Origin of the sequence: Rheinheimera texasensis (assembly GCF_964031785.1) — a bacterium.
Lineage (GTDB): Bacteria > Pseudomonadota > Gammaproteobacteria > Enterobacterales > Alteromonadaceae > Pararheinheimera > Pararheinheimera texasensis_A.
Map to the genome: position 1 here is coordinate 123,437 of NZ_CAXIRE010000024.1, position 22,111 is coordinate 145,547.

The following is a 22,111-nucleotide window of genomic DNA, read 5'->3' on the forward strand; positions in this document are numbered from 1 at the left end:
AAGTTACATCCCCGGCTTGTGGCCGTACGCCCGTGGTTTGGTGTAGGCATCAATCAAAGGCACCGATAAATTGGCCAGCATCACGGCAAAAGCCCAGCCGTCCGGATAACCACCAAAACTGCGGATCACAAACACCAGCGCGCCGATCAATGCACCATAAATCAACCGGCCTTTGGTGGTGGTTGAAGCGGACACCGGATCTGTGGCGATAAAAAATGCCGCCAGCATAGTGCCGCCGCTGAACAGGTGAAACAGCGGGCTGGCAAAACGGTCGCTGTCTGCGAGCCACGCCAGCAGCGATAACAGCGTTAACGAACCAAGCAAAGCCACCGGAATGCGCCACTGGATCACTTTGCGTTGTAGCAGGAATAAACCACCGAGCAAAAAGCCAAGGTTAATCCAGCTCCAGCCAAGACCGGCATAGCTGTCAAACACCGGTTGTTGCAGTGATTCGGTAACGGTTTTGCCGGCGGTTAAATCGTTGCGCAGTGTATCAAGCGCTGTCGCCATGGTCTTGCCATCGACATCGGCTTTGATTTGCGCTACCGAAAATCCCTGACAACTATAACCGCTGAACACCAGGCAAATCGGGTCGGCGCCGGTCACGGCGTGATGCTGCAGTTGGGTCGGGGGCAACCAGCTGGTCATTTGCTGCGGATATGAAATCAGCAGCAGCACATAAGCGGCCATCGCCGGGTTAAATAAATTGTGCCCGAGGCCACCATACAACTGCTTGACCACCACAATGGCAAAAGCAGTGCCGAGCACCACAATCCACCAGGGCGCCGCCGCAGGAATGGCGATAGCCAGCAACAGGCCGGTGACCAATGCGCTGTGGTCTTTTAGCCGCACCAATACTGGTTTGTCGCGCAGTTTCAGCATGGTGGCTTCGCTGACCCAGGCGGTCAGCACCGCCAGCACAATTTGGATAAGCACGGCATAACCAAAAAAATACACCTGCGCCGCGATACCGGGGATGGCTGCCAACGCCACAGTACGCATCAGCGCCGGCGTTTGTGCCAGCGAGTGCTGATGCGGGGAAGAGGCAATACGAAAACTCATGACGGCTGCTCCGGCTCGGTCGGTTTAGATAGTTGTTTTGCTTTGGCTCGCGCGATAGCGGCCGCTATGGCGGCTTTTTTGGCAGCGGCCGGATCTGCTGCTGCACTTTCAGTATTTGCAGTTGCTGGATCTGCAGCAGACGTCATGACTGCCGGCACAGACTGATCTGGAGCTGACCGGACTGGAGCTTTTTGTTCAGGCGCAGCCGTCACTGGCACCGACTCTGCCTGAGCTGATGCGTCAGGCATCGCTGCCGCCTGTTCGGCTAACTTTTTCGCTTTGGCGCGTGCTATTGCCGCAGCCACCGCTGCTTTACGCGGGTCTGCTTCAACCTCCGGCTGCGCTGCAGCAGCCGATTCTGCTGGCGCTGGCTCAGACGTAGCTGAATCGGCCTGTTTTTTCGCCTTGGCGCGAGCTATAGCTGCTGCGACTGCGGCTTTACGCGGGTCGGCTTCAACCTCTGACTGCGATGCGGGGACTGTTGCAGGAGCTGATTCTGCAGGTGCTGGCTCTGGCGCAGCTGTATCGGCCTGTTTTTTCGCTTTAGCCCGGGCAATAGCGGCGGCGACTGCTGCGGCGCGTGGATCTGCCGTACTAGCTTCGTTAGCCGTTGCTACTACCGAAGCTGAGGCCGTTTCTGCCTGCTCAGCTTTAGCTGCCTGATAAGCGCGCGCTTCGGCTTTTTTCCGTTCGCGTTCTGCGATGATTTGTTCTTTGCTCAGCGTTTCATGCGGTTGTTGGTCCTGGCGCTGTTGCGCGGCCAGAATCTGTTGTTTTTGCTGCTCAGCCAACATCGACTGCCGCTGCGCGGCCAGGGCCTGATTGCGCTCTGCGCGTTGCTGTTTGTCGCGTTCGAGCCGCTCTTTGCGTGCTTCAAAGCGTGCTTTAGCCTGCTCGGCTTTTAACTCTTCCCGTGCCAGCTCGCGGATCTCGGCTTTGGCTACCCGGTAATACTGCACCAGTGGAATTTCGCTCGGGCAGACATAAGCACAGGCGCCACATTCAATACAGTCGGCCAGATTGTGTGCTTTGAGCTGGTCATAATCTTTGGCTTTGGCGTACCACACCAGCTGTTGTGGCAACAAGACTGCCGGACACACTTCAGCACAGGCGCCACAGCGGATGCAGTCCATTTCCTCGCCCGGTGCCGGTAATTCGTGCCGGGTTGGCGCAATAATACAGTTGGTGGTTTTTACCAGCGGAATTTGTAAAGTCGGTAAGGTAAAGCCCATCATCGGGCCACCCATAATCACTCGTTGCTGCGGCTCCGGCGCAAAACCACAAGCATCCAATAAAGCGCCAACCGGCGTGCCAACCAGGGCGCGGATATTCTGGCTGTGTTGCAGCGTCTGGCCGACCACAGTGACAATCCGGGAAATCAGCGGAATATCCTCTTCCACTGCCTGAGCGATGGCAAATACAGTGCCGACGTTTTGCATCACGATGCCGATATCCAGCGGCCGCCGGCCGTTGGGCACTTCTTTACTGGTCAGCAGTTTAATCAGCTGTTTTTCACCACCGGACGGGTATTTGGCCGGCACTACGCGCACCAGATAGTCGGCTTTATCGGCACAGGCTTGTTGCATTGCTGCGATGGCCAGCGGTTTGTCGTCTTCAATGCCAATAAGCACAGCTTTGGGATTGAGTAACTTACACAGAATATCGATACCGCGAACGATAGTGCTGGCTTCATGCTGCATCAGCACATCGTCGGCAGTGATATAAGGCTCACATTCGACGGCATTGATAATCAGGTAATCCACCCCAGTGCTGGCGCCGGATTTGATATGGGTCGGGAAACCGGCGCCGCCCATGCCGGCAATACCAGCCTGCTGAATACGCGCCAGCAGATGTGGCCGTTCTGTATGCAGATAATCCAGCGCATGGCGTGGTCGCCATTGCTCCAGCCCATCCGGTTCTAACACTAATGTGGGTTCTGGCAAAGCGGATGGGTGTGCCGATGGATAGGCTTCAATCGCCAGCACTTTGCCAGACGTTGGTGCATGCACCGGTATCGCCATTGCGTTGTCGGCGGCGGTTAACGCCTGACCTTTGAGTACAGTATCACCGGCTTTGACCAGCAGTTTGCCAGCAACGCCAATATGCTGGCGCAGCGGGATATACAAACGTTCTGGTAATGAAATCTGACCGATGGCCACCTGACTGGTCAGTTTTTTCCGTGCCGGCGGGTGGATGCCGCCGTGAAAATCCCACAACTGACCGGATTTAATCTGTTGAAACAATGAAGGCACTTAATTGCTCTCCACAATAGTGACCGGGATCGCCTGTAAATCCCATTTCCAGCGTTCGGTCGTGACCGCAATCGGCACCATATCAATACAATTGACCGGGCAGGGCTCGACGCATAAATCGCAGCCGGTACATTCGTTGCTAATCACCGTATGCATTTGTTTGGAAGCGCCGACGATGGCGTCGACCGGGCAGGCCTGAATACATTTGGTACAACCGATACAGTCGTCTTCGCGGATAAAAGCCACACGTTTAACCGCCGGAGTTTGTGCACTGTCGAGTGCCGGCGCGCTGACACCCAATAAATCGGCCAGCTTTTTGATGGCGGCATCACCACCTGGCGGGCATTTATTAATTGCATCGCCATTGGCAATGGCTTCGGCATAAGGCCGGCAGCCCGGGTAGCCACATTGACCACACTGGGTTTGCGGCAGAATGTCGTCAATCTGGTCGACCAGCGGGTCAGCCTCGACTTTAAAGCGCAGCGCGGCATAACCCAAAATGGCGCCGAAAACTAGAGCCAGCGCGCCAAGCGCCAGCAGGGCAGTGAACATGGACATATCAGGATTTCACCAGGCCGGTAAAGCCCATAAAAGCTAAAGACATCAGGCCCGCTGTCACCAGACCAATAGCAGCACCGCGAAACGGCACCGGCACATCAGCAGCTGCCAGGCGTTCACGCATCGCGGCGAATAGCACCAGCACCAGGCTAAAGCCGACCGCAGCGCCAAAACCGTACACCACGGACTGGAACAAACCATGACTGGCGTTGACGTTCAGTAAAGCCACACCAAGCACAGCGCAGTTGGTGGTGATCAGCGGCAGAAAAATCCCTAATACGCGATACAGTGCCGGACTGGTTTTGTGCACGACCATTTCGGTAAATTGCACGACCACTGCTATGACCAGAATAAAAGTCAGAGTGCGTAAATACGCCAGATCAAGCGGCAGCAGAATATAGCGGTCGACCAGATAGCTACAGAGTGAGGCCAGCGTCAGCACAAAAGTGGTAGCCAGGCACATGCCCAGTGCGGAATCGAGTTTGTTGGAGACGCCCATAAAAGGGCAGAGGCCGAGGAATTTCACCAACACAAAGTTGTTCACCAGGATGGTGCTAATCAGAAGTAAGAAAAATTCAGTCATGATGTGGTCTCACTGCGCAGTGATTGCAGTTTTTTAAGCCGCCAGCGCCTGTGATAAACAGGCTCTGGCAACGCCCTGAGCGTCAGGGGGCGCTATTATGCTCGGTTGTGGCGAAGCAAACAACCGTAACTGTATTGTGGCTATTGCAGCGTTAAATCGGTTGTGGTTTACCGATGTAATAACCCTGAGTACCGTCGATAAACAACGACTCCAGCATTTGTTTCTCTTCCTGCGTTTCGACGCTCTCGGCAAACACACCGACGCCGATGCGGTGTGCCAGATCCACCATTAAGCGGATGAAATACTGATTGTTTTTGTCATCGTCAATATGCCGGGTGTAACTACCGTCCATCTTGATAAAGTCCGGTTTGATGTCGCGGAAAAACTTAAACGACGTCATGCCGGTACCAAATTTTTCCACTGTCAGACGGGCGCCGTTGCGGTGCAGCATATCGATAAAACGTTTGCTGGTTTTTAAATTCTGCTGCATGCCATATTCACTGACTTCAAACACCAGCCGGCTGGCAATAGTGGCATCCTTCAGCAGACGGCGTTCCAGCCAAATCAGGAAGTGGTCGTCATGAATACAGCGCGACGACAGATTCAGACCAAAATACTGGTCCTGCAGGTTTTTGTTTTTGATCGTGCTCAAAGCGGTCTCAACAATCAGCCGGTCCACTTCAATAATTTTGTCGAGCTTTTCGGCCATGGCGAGGAAAGAGGCGGTCGGTAACAGCTGGTCTTCTTCGCTGTAAAAGCGCACCAGCACTTCAGAATAAGTTTTTGCCGTGCGGGACGCCGGTTGAATGAGCTGTACCAGCAGGTTGATTTTGTTGTTTTCCAGCACATCATCAATCACATGGCGCCAGTTCTGGTTGCCAAAACCGAGGGCATTTTGTTCAGCTGAGCCGTCGTCTTTGACCAAATGCCAGCCGTTACTCTGGCGGGTTTGCGCCAGGCTGATCGCGGTATCGGCGATGGCTAACAGCTCACCCAGCACTTTGCCGGTGGCATAATTGACCATGCCGGTATAGGCGACAGAGTCCAGTTCAGCCAGCTTTTGATATTCACTGAGCCGACTTTGCAGTTGTGCACCAAAGTTCTCCGCTTCTTTAGCAGTAATACGCGGCAGAATGATGCCGAAGTCTGAACTATTCAGGCGAAACACTTTAAAGTCGCGGTAGCCGGCTACAGCGCGCTGAATAAGCTCACTGACCGCAATGATATATTTGTCACCTTCATGGTAACCGCGGCTCTGGTTGATATTTTGCAGTTCGGTACAGCGGGTAATGGCAAAAATACCGAAATCAACGTGTTTAGTGTCGCGCAGCGTTTCTTCGTAGAACTGCACAAAACGGTTGCGGTTTGGCAGGCCGGTCACTGTGTCTTTGGCGGCGTCTTCGGTCAGCTGCTGCGCAGACTTTAATAATTCTGCCTGACGTTTTTGGTGGAAATCGGCCACTTTTAATAGCGTCAGCCGCGTTTGTTCAAAGGTATCCGGCAGCTGGATCTCCGGTTGGGTTTTGCTGTCGGTGCTGACAATCTGGTCCAGTGCACCAGCGATTTGACGCGACATTTGTTTTTGTTCGGATTTTTGCCGGACCGGCACGAGACAAAGCGGCAGGATCACTAAAAACAGCGGTAACAGCAGCGTTAACCAGAACTGAGTGACAAAGTGGCTGTCCTGCTCATCCAGGTTGGCTTTAAACACAATACTCAGTTGATTGTCGGCCGAGTTGATTGGGGCATTGTCGCGCTGATAACCAAAAGTTGCCTGCAATTGTTCTGCGCTGGAATGCAGTACTGTGGCGGTATTATGTTCATGCACAATTTTGCCGGCGGCGGTTTTCAGTTGCAGTTGCTGCGGATTCAGGCTGCTGCGGATTTGTTGTACCAGCGCTTGATAGTCTTCACCGGAAAATTGGCTTAGCAGCTGTTTAATCACTTGTTGATGCAGCACATTGACCTGCGCAATGGAACGCGCGGTGTTTTGCAGCAGACTGCTCAGTAACACCACCAGCAACAATACAGCGCAGACGAGCTGGACCAGCCATAAAACCCGGAGATTTTTCATCATTAATTATTCTTATTTCGTTGAATCTGCCATTAAACCAGTAGTCGAGGCGCGTTGCTAGAGCGTGTTGATGTTTGGCGTTTGTTTTTGCATCAACACGCTCTACGTATAACCCTAATTAAAACAAAAAACTGCTGGAAAATAAATGGTGGAACTCAGAATGGTACAAGCGCGGAAAGCAGGAAGTAATCGAAGTAGTGGCTCCCCAGGTTGGACTCGAACCAACGACCTACGGATTAACAGTCCGCCGCTCTAACCGGCTGAGCTACTAGGGAACAGAAAGGTGCGCCAAAGGCGGCTTTGTGTTTGAAGTGTCAGCGTGTGGCTCCCCAGGTTGGACTCGAACCAACGACCTACGGATTAACAGTCCGCCGCTCTAACCGGCTGAGCTACTAGGGAACGCTGAAACACAGAGTGATATTCTTGAAGTGGCTCCCCAGGTTGGACTCGAACCAACGACCTACGGATTAACAGTCCGCCGCTCTAACCGGCTGAGCTACTAGGGAATTGAGAATATCTTGGTTGCTTGAAACAGTGGCTCCCCAGGTTGGACTCGAACCAACGACCTACGGATTAACAGTCCGCCGCTCTAACCGGCTGAGCTACTAGGGAACTGTCTCTGCAACGGGGCGCAATACTAATGCTCCGAAAACAGGCTGTCAACACTTTCACCTGCGCTTTTGGGGCGTTGTGATTCAAGCGCTGCTTCTTTAGCCAAAGCGGCGGATTTGCCGGCATTTTTGTGGTGCTTTGCATAGCGATGCAGCGCAGCTTGCATAGGTGGATCGCCATGCGCTGCAGCGACGACATCGGCAAATCCAGCGTTGACGCGGGCTGGCCGATCTTACTCACAGAAACTGTGGATAACTCTGTGCATGAGCCGTGTTGCCCCTGTGTAATACCAATAAAAATGCGGCCTGCAGCCAGATCAAGATTAAATTGATAAAAAATAAAATCAATATAAAACAATGAGATATAAAACTGCGCAAATGTGAAGTGGGCTGAATAATCCACAAGCCGCTGGATATTTCAGCGATGTTTCAGCTTGTGAACTATTTTTAGGCGCGAACTGCCGGAAATGCCGCCAACACTGTTGGTTACAGAGTTTTTTCCGGATCCGGATAGAGCCGCCGCCGGCTTTTCTCTACAATGGTTGCTTTCTGGTGTTCCGCAGGTATTTATGTCCAGCACTCCCAAAGCAAAAATTGATATGACCCAGGGTGATATCCGGCAAATTCTGACCCGGATGACCATTCCAATGCTGTTTGGCATGATCACACTGATGTCGTTTAACCTCGTTGATACCTTTTTTATCAGTATGCTGGGCACCCACGAGCTGGCTGCGGTCAGCTTCACTTTTCCGGTCACTTTTACTGTGATTAGTCTGGCGATTGGCCTGAGTATCGGCACTTCGGCAGTGATCGCCAAAGCGCATGGCAGTGGCGATACCGCAATGGCGCGGGCCGATGGGCTGGCAGCTTTATGGTTGTCTGCCTATTTGGTCGCGATTTTGTCGCTGATTGGCTATATCGGGATGGAACCGCTGTTCCGGCTGATTGGCGCCACTGATGACACCTTACCTTTTATCCACGACTATATGAGCTGGTGGTTTGCCGGTTCGGTGTTGCTTATTACCCCAATGATCGGCAATGCGGTGCTGCGTGCTGCCGGCGATACCAAAACGCCCAGTTTGATGATGGCTTGCTCGGGCTTGATTAATGCCATCCTGGACCCAATTCTGATTTTTGGCTGGGGCCCGGTACCGGCGATGGGCGTCGAAGGCGCCTCTATTGCCAGTGTGATTTCCTGGGCGGTCAGTTTTAGTTTGATTCTGTATCTGATTATTGTGCGGCGCAAACTGGTGGATGCCGGTCATCAGCGTTTCAGTGAATTTATCCGCATCAGCCGGCGTATTCTGCAAATCGGTTTACCGGCAGCCGGGGCTAACATGCTGACGCCGCTGGCAATGGCAATTTTAACCGCGGTGATGGCCAGCTATGGCGCCCATGCCGTGGCGGCTTTTGGTGTCGGTGCGCGCATTGAAAGTATCGCCTGTCTGGTGGTGCTGGCGCTGTCGATGACGTTGCCGCCTTTTGTCAGTCAGAATTTAGGCGGCTGTCAGCTCGACCGGGTGCAGTCCGGTTATCAGCTGTGTATCCGCTTTGTCTTAAAATGGCAGTTTGCCGTATATGTTCTGCTGGCAGTCACTGCACCTTTTATTGCGCAGGTCTTTTCGACCGAACCTGCGGTCGAGCAGCTGATTTGCTGGTTTATCTGGATTTTGCCGTTGGGCTACGGTTTACAAGGGATTGTGATCCTGACCAATTCTTCGCTCAACGCCTTACATCTGCCAATGCGGGCACTGGCGCTCAGCATAGTGCGGCTTTTTGTATTTTATGTGCCGCTGGCCTGGCTGGGTGGCAAGCTTTTTGGTGTGCTCGGTGTCTACGGCGGGGCGCTGACGGCCAATCTGTTTATTGCGCTGATCGCTTATTTATGGTTTGTGCGTAGTCTGAACGGTTTGCAGCAAGGAGTTGCCGTCGATGTCAAAGCAGTTTGAGTTACATGCGCCTTATCAGCCCGGTGGTGACCAGCCGACGGCGATTGCCCGGCTGGTTGATGGTTTAGAAGCGGGTCTGGCGCATCAGACGTTGTTGGGTGTTACCGGCTCCGGCAAAACTTTTACCATGGCCAATATCATTGCCCAGGTCGACCGGCCGACCTTGATCATGGCGCATAACAAAACGCTGGCGGCGCAGTTGTACGGCGAGATGAAAGAGTTTTTCCCGAACAATTCGGTCGAATATTTTGTGTCTTATTACGACTATTACCAGCCGGAAGCTTATGTCCCGGCCAGCGACACCTTTATTGAAAAAGACGCCTCGATCAACGAACACATAGAACAGATGCGATTGTCAGCGACCAAAGCGCTGATGGAGCGCCGTGATGTCGTGATCATTGCGTCGGTTTCAGCGATTTACGGTCTCGGTGACCCAGAATCCTATATGAAAATGCTGCTGCACCTGCGCGTCGGCGATACGGTGGACCAGCGGTTTATCCTGCGACGGCTGGCGGAGCTCCAGTACCAGCGTAATGACATGGCGTTTGAACGTGCCACTTACCGCGTGCGCGGCGATGTCATCGACATTTATCCGGCCGAATCGGACGAACTGGCGGTGCGCGTTGAACTCTTTGATGAAGAAATTGAACGCATCAGCCTGTTTGACCCGCTGACTGGCGCCATTGACCGCATCGTGGCGCGGTACACCATTTATCCAAAAACGCACTATGTCACGCCGCGGGAAAAAATCCTCGAAGCAGTGGACAAAATCAAAGTGGAGCTGGCAGCGCGGCGCGCCCAGCTGCTGGCGGAAAATAAACTGATTGAAGAACAGCGCATCGGCCAGCGCACTTTGTTTGACTTGGAAATGATGGTGGAGCTGGGGTATTGCTCCGGCATCGAAAACTACTCGCGTTATTTGTCCGGCCGTGCCGAAGGCGAACCGCCGCCGACTTTGCTGGATTATTTCCCGGCCGACGGTCTGATGTTTATCGACGAATCACACGTCACTATTTCGCAAATAGGCGCGATGTTTCGCGGTGACCGGTCGCGGAAGGAAAACCTGGTCAATTACGGTTTCCGTCTGCCGTCGGCACTCGACAACAGACCGCTGAAGTTTGAAGAATTTGAAGCCATAGCACCGCAGCGCATTTATGTGTCTGCGACGCCGGCGGCTTATGAGCTGGAAAAATCCGGCACCGATATTGCCGAGCAGGTGGTGCGGCCGACGGGACTGATTGACCCGGTGATTGAGATCCGCCCGGTTGGCACTCAGGTCGATGATTTGTTGTCAGAGGCGATTCGCTGCGCCGGCCTCAACGAGCGGGTGCTGGTCACTACGCTGACGAAAAAAATGGCGGAGGATTTAACGGATTACCTCGCCAATCACGATATCAAGGTGCGTTATCTGCACTCGGATGTCGATACGGTGGAGCGGGTCGAGATCATCCGTGACCTGCGCCTTGGTGTATTTGATGTGTTAGTTGGTATCAACTTATTACGTGAAGGCCTGGATATTCCGGAAGTGTCCTTGGTGGCGATTCTGGATGCCGACAAAGAAGGTTTTTTACGTTCAGAACGATCGCTGATCCAGACCATTGGCCGGGCGGCCCGTAACGTCAACGGCAAAGCGATTTTATACGCCGACCGTATTACCGGCTCGATGCAACGCGCGATTGACGAAACTGACCGCCGTCGCGCCAAACAGGTGGCGTTTAACGAAGCCCATGGCATCACACCGACGCAAATTCGCAAAAAAATCGGTGATGTGATGGACTTAGGCCAGGACGACGTGGAGCTGCCGAAGGTGGCGGAACACGCCAAACTGATCAAAGGCAAGACGCCTTATCAGGTGCAGGCCGAGATCAAGAAATTGGAAGCGCAAATGCTGCAACACGCGAAAAATCTGGAGTTCGAGCAAGCAGCTATGCTGCGTGATCAGGTCCATGCATTAAAGGCTGCGTTGTTGGAGATTTAAGCAGTTATCTTTGTAACAAAACATGTATAACGCGCATTTTGGCTTGATTGAAAAATGCGCGTTGTTTTTTATCATATTGAAAATTAATAAATAAATATGAATAAATGAACGGTAATCATATTTCAGTTCATTTTCGCGTTCAGATTCAATTAAGTTTCAAAATCATAAAGTGCCCCCGACTTGTTTAACTGCCGGAGGGCACAGTATGAAATCCCGAGTTATTCCTTTTATTGTTTCCGTTTTAGCCTCAACCATCGCAGTCGGCGCCCAGGCGCAAAGTTTCCAGTTCCAGACGGATGCTGATTACAACAGCGCAGACGTAGGCCCGGCTGACGTCAACGGCATGCAAATTCGCCAGCAATATTTCCTGTCACCAATCCAGAATGGTGACAACCAGCCATGGCGCGAAGCGGCTTTTTTAAACCGCAGCAGCAGTGCCAACCTGACTTACAACCGGGTTGAAATCGACGGCGGCAGCGACGAAATGAATGTCAATGCCTGGGGTGTCGGTGGCGAATATATGAGCAACGGCCACGATTTTTATGCCGCTTTAGATGTGAATTTCTTAAACGGTGACAACAGCTTTGGCGCGACCGGCAAGCTCGGTTTCTTTGTGCAGCAAAACTGGTTAGTGGCGCTGGATGTTTATCACACCAATCCGGACAATGAAGGCAGCAGCACCGACTATGGCCTCAGCACCAAAGCCATTGTGCCGGTGATGGATGGCGACCACCTGGTACTGACCGCCAGCTACGCAGATTTTGACGAAGGCAATGGTCACGCCATCGCTGCTGATTATTACATCCGTCCTTACTGGTCTGTTGGTTTAGCCGCGCGTAACGACATGCCAACACTGCAAAACGTATTTGGTGATAGCGTTGAGCTGCGTTCAGAGTATTTTGTCACGCCACAGCTGGCGCTGCGTGGTGCGCTGAGCCGGGTTGACGTCGGTGCTGACGATGAAAACCAGTTTGCAGTAGGTGCCAGCTACCGTTTCTGATTGGTTTTTCTGAGTTCCCAAGCTGATTTTGCCCCGCATCGCGGGGCTTTTTTTGTTTGGTCATTTGCTTCGCAACGGACCAAACAAAATGCAGAAACTGAGGCAACAAAACTGTTCGCTGATCTGAAGGGAAGGACGGCAGCCTCCCTGCAAGTCGGCGCAGCAACTCACTGTTGCCCGCAACGGCGCTTGACAGTAGCTGGCCTTCGTCTGTTATGTTGACTCCTCATTTTGTTCAGCAGCTTATAGCAATTCTGATGCTGCTGTGTTCTGGCAGGATTTCTGATGACCACTCGTGTAATTTTACCTTTGATACTGCTGTCAGCCGGTGCGCTGGCGGCTGATACTTTGCCGCCGTTGTTGCCCTGGCAAGGCACTACTGAAAGCCTGATCCAGCCGAAACACCCCTGGGTGACCCCGGCGGAGCTGACGAATCTGACTGAAACGCCGGATTATGCCGCGACGGTCAGTTACCTGCAGAAGCTGGTGGCCAGCAGTGAGTTGCTGCGGATGGAATCGCTCGGTAAAAGCCCGCAGGGCAGAGATATCTGGTTAGTGAAGGCCAGTATGCAGCCAGATCTGATTGGCAAAGGCACCGGTAAAAGTGGCCGGCCAACCTTGTTGGTGCAGGCCGGTATTCACAGCGGCGAAATTGATGGCAAAGACGCCGGCTTAATGCTGCTGCGCGACATAGTGCAAGGTGGCAAACAACAACTGTTGGCACAGGTCGATTTGTTATTTGTGCCGATTTTGTCCGTCGATGCGCATGAGCGCAAGGGCAAATTTAACCGGATGAATCAACGCGGTCCGGTCGAGCAGGGGTGGCGCAGCACGGCGCAAAACCTGAATTTAAACCGCGATTATGCCAAAGCCGACAGCCCGGAAATGCGGGCTGTGCTTAGCGCAATCAATACCTATCAGCCTGATTTGTATATGGATGTGCATGTCACCGACGGCGAAGATTATCAGTACGACATCACTTACGGCTTTAACGAGCCTTTTGCCAGCCAAAGCCCGAATGGTGCCAGCTGGCTGGCAAGCGTGTACCGGCCGGCGATTGATCAGGCGTTAAGCGCTGCTGGCCACATTCCGGGGCCGTTGGTGTTTGCCGTGGACCCGCTGGATTTTAGTAAAGGCCTGCAAGGCTCAACCGCGACGCCACGATTTTCGCAAGGCTATGGCGATGTGCGGCATTTACCGACCATTCTTGTCGAAAACCACAGTTTAAAACCGTACCGCCAGCGTGTGCTGGGCACTTATGTGTTGCTGGAACAGAGCCTGCAACTGTTAGCGCAACAAGGCAAAGCGCTGCAACTGGCGAAAAAAGCTGACGAAAATGCCCGGCCGCAGCGTCAGGTGTTGTTATTTAAAGCAGCGGAACAGCCAGACCCAATCCCGTTTAAAGGCATCAGCTATGAAACGGCGCACAGCGACATCATCAACGGGCCTTATGTCAAATGGACAGGTCAGGCCAAAGATTACGACGCTTTGCCGGTGTATTGGGAAAAAGTGCCGGCGGTGGAAGTGGAAGTGCCCAAAGCTTATTGGATCCCGCCGCAGTATCAGGATGTGATAACACGGCTGCAAATTCATGGCATTGCCATGACCCGGCTGGAAAAGGCCGGCAGTCTGGAACTGCAGCAACTGAGTGCCGCCAATGCTGAGCTCGCCAACCGTTCTTTTGAAGGCCGGGTTGGTATCAAAGCCAGTTTTAGTCCGGCCTGGGGCGAGTTTGCCTTACCGGCCGGGACGGTGCGGGTCAGCACCGATCAGCCGCTCGGCGCTTTGGCGGTCGCTTTGTTGCAACCGGAAGGGCCAGATTCGTTTTTCAGCTGGGGCTTTTTCCACGGCATGTTTGAACGCACTGAGTACTTTGAGACCTACGCCATGCTGCCCTGGATTGAGCAGGAACTGAAAACCAATAAAAAGCTGGCGGTGGATTTTGCGGCGGCAGTCAAAGCCGATGCAAAGCTTGCCAAAGACGGCCAGGCCCGGCTCCACTGGTTTTATCAGCGTTCACCGTTTTATGACCAGGCTTATCTGAAATACCCGGTGCTGATTGAGCGGTAAGTCAGCATTGTTTTAAACAAAAGGCCCTGTTTTTACAGGGCTTTTGTTATTCTGAACTTAGTTTTGCGCTGGAGTATTCTCAGCGAAATACTCATGGCTGTCAGCGTTTTTCACGGCCTGCGCCGGATTACTCAGCGCCAGTGATTTGGCGGCGGACTGACCATAAGCAATGTCGTCAGTATCGGCGACAACGGTGAAATGACTGGTTTCATGCACGATAGTGCCAGCTTTGGAATCGGTGCCGGTATTGGCCGCTGACCAGAAGGCATTACACAAATAAATCTTGTACGGCTGATTCGGATAGACATAAGCGTAATAAGAGTCGGTGCAGCCACAATCAAACTGCAGCGGCTGATTATTCAGCGCGCTGTTGATTTTATTAAAGTTGCTGCTGACTGTGCTCCAGCGGCTGCTGGTGTAACTGCCAAACCAGGTTTTGTAACGCACCGAGTTGGCACGGCTGGCGCTGGGATAAGTCGACAGATAGTTGTAGGAGCCCGACGCGTAGTTTTTGGCGGAGGCAAGGGCTGTGGCAATCGACGTACGGCGGCTGCTGCTGCAGTTGGCGGCGTAAGATACTGAGCCTGCCAGCGTTACCAGAGCCGGCCACTCAATATCGCTGGCGGCTTTGGCATCCACTTCAATCTGGCGGTAAATCGCATCGGACTGCAGCGCCGGCACCGGCGTATCCACCAGCATTTGTTCGGCCGGCGTCTGTTGCTGCGGCGTCAGTTTTGGCACCACACCGTGCAGTGCCATGGCTTCGACATGATATTGAATTTGATAGTTACCGCTTGCTGGCAGGTCATAAGCGCCAGTCAGTTCAACCTGATACTGCCGGCTTTCGCCGGGCCGCAGGCTGATGTAATCCTGTGCTGAAGGCGCCTGACGTTTGACGCGTTTGCCGGTGTAAGCGGCGTCCTGACCATTCACACTGATATCAAATAAATCTTCCTGCAACCCGTCAGCAGGCGTATACCAGCGCAAAATACGCTGGGTTTTATTGGATGTATTGTGCAGCGTGACGGTCAGACGGACATCGTCGCTGGCCGCAAACTGTTGCTGTGCCGAATCAATAGTCACTGCAATGTCGCCGGCGAAAACGGTGTTTGCTGACAGAGCGGCCAGCAGCGCGGTGGAAAATAAGCTGAGTTTCATACATGTTCCTGTTTTATTGTTGTGTGATCGGGTGCATCCGCACCCGGCTGATCTGTGCTGATCAGTTACATTCAGTTACAGGCTTTTGGCGTCCGGTCTCAAGGGCTTGGGAAAAACATCAGAAAAATATCAAAACTTTCTAATATAAATGCGCATGGCTATATAGGGCCTGCCTGTGCTCGCCGCATTTGCTACCACGGCATTTGCTATCACGGAGTGCGCTTTCGCCTGCCGCTTACAGCGGAAAAAGACCGCTTAACATAAAAAAAACGCGTGCATGCCGGGGCCGCCTTAGATTGCCGCTATCAACGCGATGGCAACCACGAAGGAACCCCTGATGAACACAGCTCCGAAAATTATTGTAAAAACGTTATTGGCCAGCCTGGCGCTGAATTTATGCCCGGTACTGGGCATGACCAACCCTGAGATGCAGCAGAAAATGCAGCAGTTACTGCAACAATCCGCCAAAGCAGACCAACCGGGTTTTGCCGTGCTGGTACGCAAAGGCAAAAACGTGTTAAGCCGTGGCGGCTATGGCATGGCCAATCTGGAACTGGGCGTCCCGATGCAGGCGGATATGAAGTTTCGTATCGCGTCGCAAACCAAACAGTTCACGGCCATGGCGGTGTTGCAGCTGGTGCAGGCTGGCAAGCTGAAGCTGACGGATACGGTGGGCAGCTTGCTCAAAGATTATCCAAAGGTCGGCCGCGATATCACAGTGCATCAGCTGCTGACGCATACCGCTGGCTTGAAAAACCTAAGCCGGCTGCCGGAATTTCGGGAAAACAAACCAAAAGATGCCACGCTCGCCGAAATGGTCGCGTTGTTTTCCAGCTTGCCGCTCGAATTCAAACCAGGCACGCAATTTCGCTATTCCAACTCGAACTATGTGTTGTTAACGGCCATCATCGAGGCGGTGAGTAAACAAAGTTATGCCGATTATCTGCAGCAGCATATTTTCGGCCGGCTCGGCATGCAAAACAGTGGCTATGACAGTGCCGGTACCATTCTGCCAAAACGCGCCAGCGGTTATGAACAAGGCCCGGCCGGGCTGGTCAATGCGCGCATTATCAGTATGACGCGGCCACAAGGCGCCGGCGCTTTGTACAGCACAGTCGATGACCTCAATCTGTGGGATCAGGCGCTTTATACTGACAAAATGGTGAAACAGCCGTTGCTGCAGCAGTCTTTTGTCCGGCACAAATCGCAAGATGGCACCCCACAGCCTTATGGTTACGGCTGGATGATGGCCGATTGGGAAACAGTGCCGACGCAGGAGCACAGCGGTGGTATTGAAGGATTTTCTTCTTATATCATCCGTATTCCGTCAGAGCAGGTTTATGTGACAGTACTGGCCAACAGCGCAGAAGCCGATACTTATAGTCTGGCGCTGAAACTGGCAGCCATTGCCATCGGTAAACCTTTTGAACCCAAAGCCATCAAGCTTTCGCCTGAACAGCTAAAGGGCGTGTCCGGTAGTTACCAGTTTGCCGATGGCGCTGTGCATCACATCCGCCAGCAGGGCGATACGCTGGTGTATCAGGCACCGGAAATGCCGCAGGTCACATTAATTCCCACAGCTGAAGGGCGTTTTTATCTGCAGGGTGATTTCACTTACCTGAGCTTTAATCCGGCCGGGACTCAAATGCAGCTGAATATGCGTGGTTTTCCAGCGCAGGCTGGGAAAAAAGTTGTACCGGCACCCTAAAGGCTTGAAATAAAAAACGCCGGGCTGTGTTGCAGCACGGCGTTTTTTATTGCTTTGAGCGCAGGTAGTCGCCAGGCGCTGCGCTATAAACTCAGCTGCTGGCGCAGCAGCGTACTTTGCCGGCGTGACACTTCAACCTGCTGGCCGGAAGTCAGCACCAATAACAAGCCGCCATTGAGCCAGGCGTCGATGCTGCGAATGGCTTTGAGATTGACCAGCTGATGCCGGTTGGCGCGAAAAAATAAGCCGGGGGCTAAGCGCTGCTCGATATTGCCGAGCGAGCGATACACCAACGGGGCCTGAGCGCCAGCCCAGACTTTGCTGTAATTGCCGATAGCCTCAAACAGTTCAACATCGCCAAGACGCAGCAGAAAACAGCGCTCACCGTCTTTAACAAAAAAGCTGGCGTCAGCATCCAGTACTGGGCCTGACGGGGCCGGCTCCGCAGCGGTTTGCTCCGACTCCCTGTCAGTCGGTGCTGTGAGCGCGGAACCAGTTTCGGCAACAGACCAGCTGAGCTTCGCCAGCGCCGCCGCCAGGCGCGGTGCACTGACTGGTTTTAACAGATAATCCACCGTCGGATAATTAAATGCCTGCAGCGCATGTTCGGCAAAAGCCGTGGTGAAAATGATCCGTGGTACAAACACCAGCTGTGCCAATAAATCAAAAGCGTTGTCGCCGCCGAGGTCGATATCGAGCAGCACCAAATCGGGCTGGCTTTGTTCAATCAGGTCTTTGGCATCCGGCAGATTGGCGGCTTCGCCAACCAGCTGCAAATGCGGATGGTCTGCCAGCAGCGTTTTCAGCTCCAGCCGGGCCAGCCTTGAATCTTCAATAATCACATAACGCATTTAATGCCTGTCCTCGTTGGCCGTGGCGGTCAGTGGCAAAAACAGCTGGGCACGCACAAAATCGCCATCCTGGATTAAAAACAGCTGAGCTTCAGCGCCATACAGCAGCTGCAGGCGCTGACGCAAATTAGTTAAACCGGTGCCGGTGTTGCCTTCAGTCGTCGCGCTTGTTGCTGCCAGTTGCCCCGGATTACAGACTTCGAGCTGCCAGTGGCTTGCATCTAAAGTCCGGGCAGAGATCTGAATACAACCGCCGTCACGTTGCTTGCTGATGCCATGTTTCACCGCATTTTCGACCAGCAGCTGCAGCGCCAGACGCGGCAGCACATAGCTGCGACACTCTGGCGCCAGCTGTAGTTGCCATTGTAAACGCTGTTCAAACTGTATAAACAACAACGCCAGATAAGCATCCAAAACCGCCAGTTCACTGCTAAGCGGCACCAATGCCTGCTGGGAGGATTCCATTTGCGGCTGGATTTGATAACGCAGCACATCGGCAAAATGACTGAGCATCAGCCGGGCGCTGTGCGTGTCTTCCAGAATCAGTGCGCGGATGTTATTGATACAGTTGAACATAAAATGTGGGCTGAGCTGGGCTAACAAACTCTGAAGCTGCGCTTGCGTCATATTAACCTCCAGCGTCTGGCGCAACTGTTCGCTGCGGCGCAAATCCAGCTGCCGGCTTAAGGTCAGATACAACATACTCCAGAACAGATACAGCAGCGCCAGCAGCGGCGCTTTAGAGCCAAGCGGCTGTGCATCAAACCAGTGAAAAGCCGCAGACTGCCAAAACAATGGTAGCTGCGCCAGTGGCCATAACAACCAGTAGTGCAGCACATCGACGCTGAGTGCCGCGATGAGGGCGCTTAATACCAACAAACCAAGCGTCTGCAGCTGGCTGTGCGGCCGGCGACGCCAGTGCCGATAACAGGCCCGCAGCAACAACGAGCCACCAAAGGCTAATGCCAATAACAATAACGCCGGCAAGACATTCTGCAGCGACAACGGCTCGTCGCTGCCCACCAGCAATAGTTGCAGCGTGGCGAATAAGCTCCAGCCGGCGAGCTGATACAACCAGAAGCCACTGGCCTGTGTTGCTTTTTGTGAGTGGGCTTTAGCCACGAAGCCTGGACTTATTCATAATTCAACACGCTGCGGGCACCGCCTTCGGGTTTGGTTTCCACGTTCACGGCCTGGCCATTTTGCAGGCCGTGTTGACCGCGGATCACCACTTTGTCGCCGGGGCGTAGCGCAGATTCCACGATGTAATGCGTGTCCAAAGTCGACAGAATTTTCAGCGGCACCCGTTCGACGTTTTGCTCGCTGCTGACCTTCCAGGTGCGGAACACTTCGCCTTCCAGTTCAATGGCTTCGTTCGGCACTTTGGTGATGGTGTCGGACTGCACCTGCATATCAATTTGTTGCACCTGGCCGACCAGCAAATTACTGCGGTCCTGCGCCGGGTGGTCAAAATACAAGGTCAGATGTTCGGCTTTGGCATCCAGTTGCTGGCTGACTTCGCGTAATTTCAGTGCTTTACCCTGCAGAATAAACTGATGACGTTGCAGCTCGGCATTACTGCTGTAGCTAATCACCGGTAGCAAACACTCCAGCTGTTTATTTTGTGTCGACAGTAGCTGCATGATGGGCTGGCCTTCAACCAGCTGTGAGCCGGGCTCGGAGCTGACACTCATCACCTGCGCATCAAAAGGCGCGAAGTGGCTTAAGCGTTTGTGTTTCATTTGCGCCAGCTGCAGTTCCTGTTCCAGCCGCTGGATTTTCAGCTCAGAACTGTCGAGCTGGAATTTCAGATTATTGATGTCGCTGGCGGCGGTGAGGCCGGATTTACTCAGCCGGTTCATCCGGTGAAATTCTTCACTGGCAAAATTTTTCGCCACCCGCGCCGATTCGATGTCAGTTTTGATGATGTTGATTTGCCGCTGCAGGTAGGCGTCGTCCTGTCTGGCGACCAGCTGGCCTTTTTTCACTGAGCTGCCCACTGGCAACATTTGCAGCAGTTCGGCAGTGGCATGGCTGGAGATACGATAACTTTGTGGTGCTGTGATGGTGCAGTTGAGCGGATGCACCACGGCGGCATGGTGCGCCAGCACCACGTCGGTTAACACGGTTTTGTCGGCAGCAGCGCTGCTAAAAGCCCACAACAAGGCAGAGACGGTAACAAACCGCAAATGATCAGGCTTTAACAACACAAGGCTCCCGATGTCAGTACCACAAGGCTTCTTATACCCAAAAGAGCACTGATTGACCAGCACCGGGCGCGATGAGTTCCCGTCATCATCAGTTAGCCGGCAATTTTTTACGAAATTTCTCAGGCCGGATAACGTCCAAGCAGCGGATGCCAGTCCTGCCAGACTGGCGCTATGCCGCTATTTCTCAGCATTGACGCAATGTCAGCCGGGCTGCGCTCATCGTCGATACTGAACTGCGCCAGGCTTTGGGGGGCCACCACATAACCTCCGGGCTGGGTTTTACTGCCGGCGCTGGCGCTGCAGGCGATACTGGTCAGCAATAAATCACGAAGTGCCGGACTGTCGCGGGTGGAAATACTCAGGCTCAGCTCCGGCGCAAAGATTTTCAGCGCACACAACAGCTGCAGATAATCGCGGTCCGACACGCCGCTCTGTTGCGAGCTTTGGCCGGCACAGGGTTTTAACCGCGGCAGCGCCACCGAAAAAGCCAGCTGATACCAGTGCTGTTGCAGAAAACGCAGATGCTGCGCCAGCACCAGCACGTCGGTGCGCCAGTCGCTCAGCCCCAGCAACACGCCCATCCCGAGCTGTGTGATGCCGGCCTGAGCCACCCGTGCTGGCGCAGCCAACCGGTTGGCCATATCGGCTTTGGCACCAAAGGTATGATGGCGGGCATAACTTTGCGGGTCATAAGTTTCCTGATACAACATCACCGCATCGATGCCGGCGCTGCGCAGCTGCTGATAATCACTGACATCCAGCGGCTGCGATTCCAGCATCAGTTTGGCGACCTGCGGGCGCAGCGCTTCAGTGATTTGCAGCAAATAGTCCAGACCGGCTTTGCGCTGATGTTCACCGGTGACCAGCAGGATTTGCGCAATCCCCAGCGCCTGAATGGCGGCGGTTTCCTGCAAAGCTTCACCGGCAGTTAAAATCCGCCGTTTTACCGCGACACTTCGGGAAAAACCACAGTAACTGCATTCGTTGCTACACAGGTTCGACAGGTACAGCGGCGCAAACAACGACAGGGTACGGCCGCTGCGCTGGCGTTTTAACTGCGTGGCGCGGGCCAGCAGTTCAGGCAGAAATTCGCCGGCGGCCGGGCTTAATAACGCTTGCAGGTCAGCAAAGCTCGGTTTTGCACTGTTAAGTGCCCGTTGCACTGCCGCCCGGTCCGGCAGGCAACTTTGTGCCTTGAGGCTGTCAAACTGCTGCTGGGTCAGCTGAAAAGGCTCAGGTGCTTGTTTTGGTATTAAAAGCGGCATCAGGACAACTCCGCCAATAACCGGGCAAACCGCGGCTCTAACGGACTGCTGGCCTCGGCCCACGATTGTTTCATCCCAAGGCCACTTTGCTGTGCCAGTACACCGGCTTCCACTGCCAAACGAAACGCCTGTGCCATCAGAACCGGATCTGCGCTTGAGGCAATAGCGGTATTGACCAGCACCGCATTGGCGCCGAGTTCGAGCGCGAGCGTGGCGTCCGACGGCGCGCCGATGCCGGCATCAATAATCACCGGAATATTGGCCTGCTCGATAATAATCTCCAGCATGGCGCGGTTTTGCAGGCCCTGATTGGAGCCAATCGGCGCACCAAGCGGCATCACCGCGGCGCAGCCGGCTTGTTCCAGCTGTTTGCAATGTAGTGGATCGGCGCTGCAATAAGGCAACACGACAAAACCCAAATTGCACAGCTGCTCGGCGGCTTTGAGGGTTTCGCGCGGGTCCGGCAGCAGATATTTGGGCTCCGGGTGAATTTCTAATTTCAGCCAGTGCGTGCCGACCGCTTCACGCGCCAGCAGCGCCGCTTGCACCGCTTCTTCGGCAGTGCGGGCGCCTGAGGTATTGGGTAATAACTGCACACCAAGTGCCTGCAGCGGGCTGAATACATCATCCAGTGGCGCCCCGGGTTGCAGGCGTTTGAGCGCCAGTGTCACCAGTTCAGTGCCACTGGCCTGCACGGCCTGCTGCATCTGCAAAGCACTTTGAAACTTGCCACTGCCAAGCAGCAGGTGGGAGTGAAAGGTCTTTCCGGCAATCGTCAGCAT

At 53.8% G+C, this 22,111-nt stretch carries 17 protein-coding genes and 4 tRNA genes; 5 read left to right on the top strand and 16 right to left on the bottom strand.

Features of this window, described 5'->3' with window-relative positions; all coding sequences use genetic code 11:
* Nucleotides 1–3: 3 nt before the first annotated feature.
* The 10 genes from rsxD to ABNT34_RS19195 all read right to left on the bottom strand — a co-directional run bounded on the left by rsxD (nt 4) and on the right by ABNT34_RS19195 (nt 7,307).
* The gene (rsxD, locus tag ABNT34_RS19150; protein ID WP_348734507.1) at nt 4–1,062 is read right to left on the bottom strand and encodes an electron transport complex subunit RsxD; all 1,059 of its coding nucleotides are present in this window, start codon (nt 1,060–1,062) and stop codon (nt 4–6) included.
* The gene (rsxC, locus tag ABNT34_RS19155; RefSeq protein ID WP_348734508.1) at nt 1,059–3,314 is read right to left on the bottom strand and encodes an electron transport complex subunit RsxC; all 2,256 of its coding nucleotides are present in this window, start codon (nt 3,312–3,314) and stop codon (nt 1,059–1,061) included. Before rsxC ends, rsxD begins: the two co-directional genes overlap by 4 nt.
* Nucleotides 3,315–3,872, bottom strand: coding sequence for an electron transport complex subunit RsxB (gene rsxB, locus ABNT34_RS19160; protein ID WP_348734509.1), 558 nt, complete (start codon nt 3,870–3,872; stop codon nt 3,315–3,317). It abuts the gene before it with no gap.
* A gap of 1 nt (nt 3,873) precedes the next feature.
* Nucleotides 3,874–4,455, bottom strand: coding sequence for an electron transport complex subunit RsxA (gene rsxA / locus ABNT34_RS19165; protein WP_348734510.1), 582 nt, complete (start codon nt 4,453–4,455; stop codon nt 3,874–3,876).
* A 151-nt stretch (nt 4,456–4,606) separates the two neighbouring features.
* Nucleotides 4,607–6,532 (bottom strand): GGDEF domain-containing protein, encoded by a 1,926-nt coding sequence (locus tag ABNT34_RS19170; RefSeq protein WP_348734511.1) that lies wholly within the window; start codon nt 6,530–6,532, stop codon nt 4,607–4,609.
* Between the two features lie 195 nt (nt 6,533–6,727).
* Nucleotides 6,728–6,804 (bottom strand) — tRNA-Asn (locus ABNT34_RS19175).
* A gap of 47 nt (nt 6,805–6,851) precedes the next feature.
* Nucleotides 6,852–6,928: transfer RNA gene (locus ABNT34_RS19180), tRNA-Asn, on the bottom strand.
* 30 nt (nt 6,929–6,958) lie between these two features.
* A tRNA-Asn gene (locus ABNT34_RS19185) sits at nt 6,959–7,035 on the bottom strand.
* Between the two features lie 29 nt (nt 7,036–7,064).
* Nucleotides 7,065–7,141 (bottom strand) — tRNA-Asn (locus tag ABNT34_RS19190).
* A 25-nt stretch (nt 7,142–7,166) separates the two neighbouring features.
* Complete coding sequence (locus tag ABNT34_RS19195; protein ID WP_348734512.1) at nt 7,167–7,307, bottom strand: hypothetical protein; 141 nt, start codon at nt 7,305–7,307, stop codon at nt 7,167–7,169.
* A 402-nt stretch (nt 7,308–7,709) separates the two neighbouring features.
* On the opposite strand from ABNT34_RS19195, the gene ABNT34_RS19200 reads away from it, so the two are divergent.
* The 4 genes from ABNT34_RS19200 (at nt 7,710) to ABNT34_RS19215 (ending at nt 14,137) form a co-directional block, all read left to right on the top strand.
* Entirely contained in the window at nt 7,710–9,089 is a 1,380-nt protein-coding gene (locus ABNT34_RS19200; RefSeq protein ID WP_348734513.1) for an MATE family efflux transporter, read from the top strand.
* The gene (uvrB, locus tag ABNT34_RS19205; protein ID WP_348734514.1) at nt 9,073–11,067 is read left to right on the top strand and encodes an excinuclease ABC subunit UvrB; all 1,995 of its coding nucleotides are present in this window, start codon (nt 9,073–9,075) and stop codon (nt 11,065–11,067) included. Before ABNT34_RS19200 ends, uvrB begins: the two co-directional genes overlap by 17 nt.
* A gap of 205 nt (nt 11,068–11,272) precedes the next feature.
* The gene (locus tag ABNT34_RS19210; protein ID WP_348734515.1) at nt 11,273–12,067 is read left to right on the top strand and encodes a putative porin; all 795 of its coding nucleotides are present in this window, start codon (nt 11,273–11,275) and stop codon (nt 12,065–12,067) included.
* A 285-nt stretch (nt 12,068–12,352) separates the two neighbouring features.
* On the top strand, nt 12,353–14,137 hold the full coding sequence (locus tag ABNT34_RS19215) for a M14 family metallopeptidase (protein WP_348734516.1): 1,785 nt from the start codon (nt 12,353–12,355) through the stop codon (nt 14,135–14,137).
* 57 nt (nt 14,138–14,194) lie between these two features.
* Here the strand turns inward: ABNT34_RS19215 and ABNT34_RS19220 are convergent, their stop codons facing one another.
* Nucleotides 14,195–15,295: a M35 family metallo-endopeptidase gene (locus ABNT34_RS19220; protein WP_348734517.1), complete on the bottom strand. Its 1,101-nt coding sequence runs from the start codon at nt 15,293–15,295 to the stop codon at nt 14,195–14,197.
* Between the two features lie 337 nt (nt 15,296–15,632).
* Between ABNT34_RS19220 and ABNT34_RS19225 the strand changes: the two genes are divergently transcribed.
* Nucleotides 15,633–17,003, top strand: coding sequence for a serine hydrolase domain-containing protein (locus ABNT34_RS19225; protein ID WP_348734518.1), 1,371 nt, complete (start codon nt 15,633–15,635; stop codon nt 17,001–17,003).
* Nucleotides 17,004–17,086: 83 nt separating this feature from the next.
* On the opposite strand, the gene ABNT34_RS19230 is transcribed toward ABNT34_RS19225, so the two are convergent.
* The 5 genes from ABNT34_RS19230 to ABNT34_RS19250 all read right to left on the bottom strand — a co-directional run bounded on the left by ABNT34_RS19230 (nt 17,087) and on the right by ABNT34_RS19250 (nt 22,111).
* The gene (locus tag ABNT34_RS19230) at nt 17,087–17,854 is read right to left on the bottom strand and encodes a LytTR family DNA-binding domain-containing protein (RefSeq protein WP_348734519.1); all 768 of its coding nucleotides are present in this window, start codon (nt 17,852–17,854) and stop codon (nt 17,087–17,089) included.
* Nucleotides 17,855–18,976, bottom strand: coding sequence for a histidine kinase (locus ABNT34_RS19235; RefSeq protein WP_348734520.1), 1,122 nt, complete (start codon nt 18,974–18,976; stop codon nt 17,855–17,857).
* Nucleotides 18,977–18,987: 11 nt separating this feature from the next.
* Nucleotides 18,988–20,061 (bottom strand): efflux RND transporter periplasmic adaptor subunit, encoded by a 1,074-nt coding sequence (locus ABNT34_RS19240; RefSeq protein ID WP_348734521.1) that lies wholly within the window; start codon nt 20,059–20,061, stop codon nt 18,988–18,990.
* A 122-nt stretch (nt 20,062–20,183) separates the two neighbouring features.
* Nucleotides 20,184–21,329 (bottom strand): 2-iminoacetate synthase ThiH, encoded by a 1,146-nt coding sequence (gene thiH, locus ABNT34_RS19245; RefSeq protein WP_348734522.1) that lies wholly within the window; start codon nt 21,327–21,329, stop codon nt 20,184–20,186.
* A complete protein-coding gene (locus ABNT34_RS19250; protein ID WP_348734523.1) occupies nt 21,329–22,111 on the bottom strand; it encodes a thiazole synthase in 783 nt (260 codons plus the stop codon). Before ABNT34_RS19250 ends, thiH begins: the two co-directional genes overlap by 1 nt.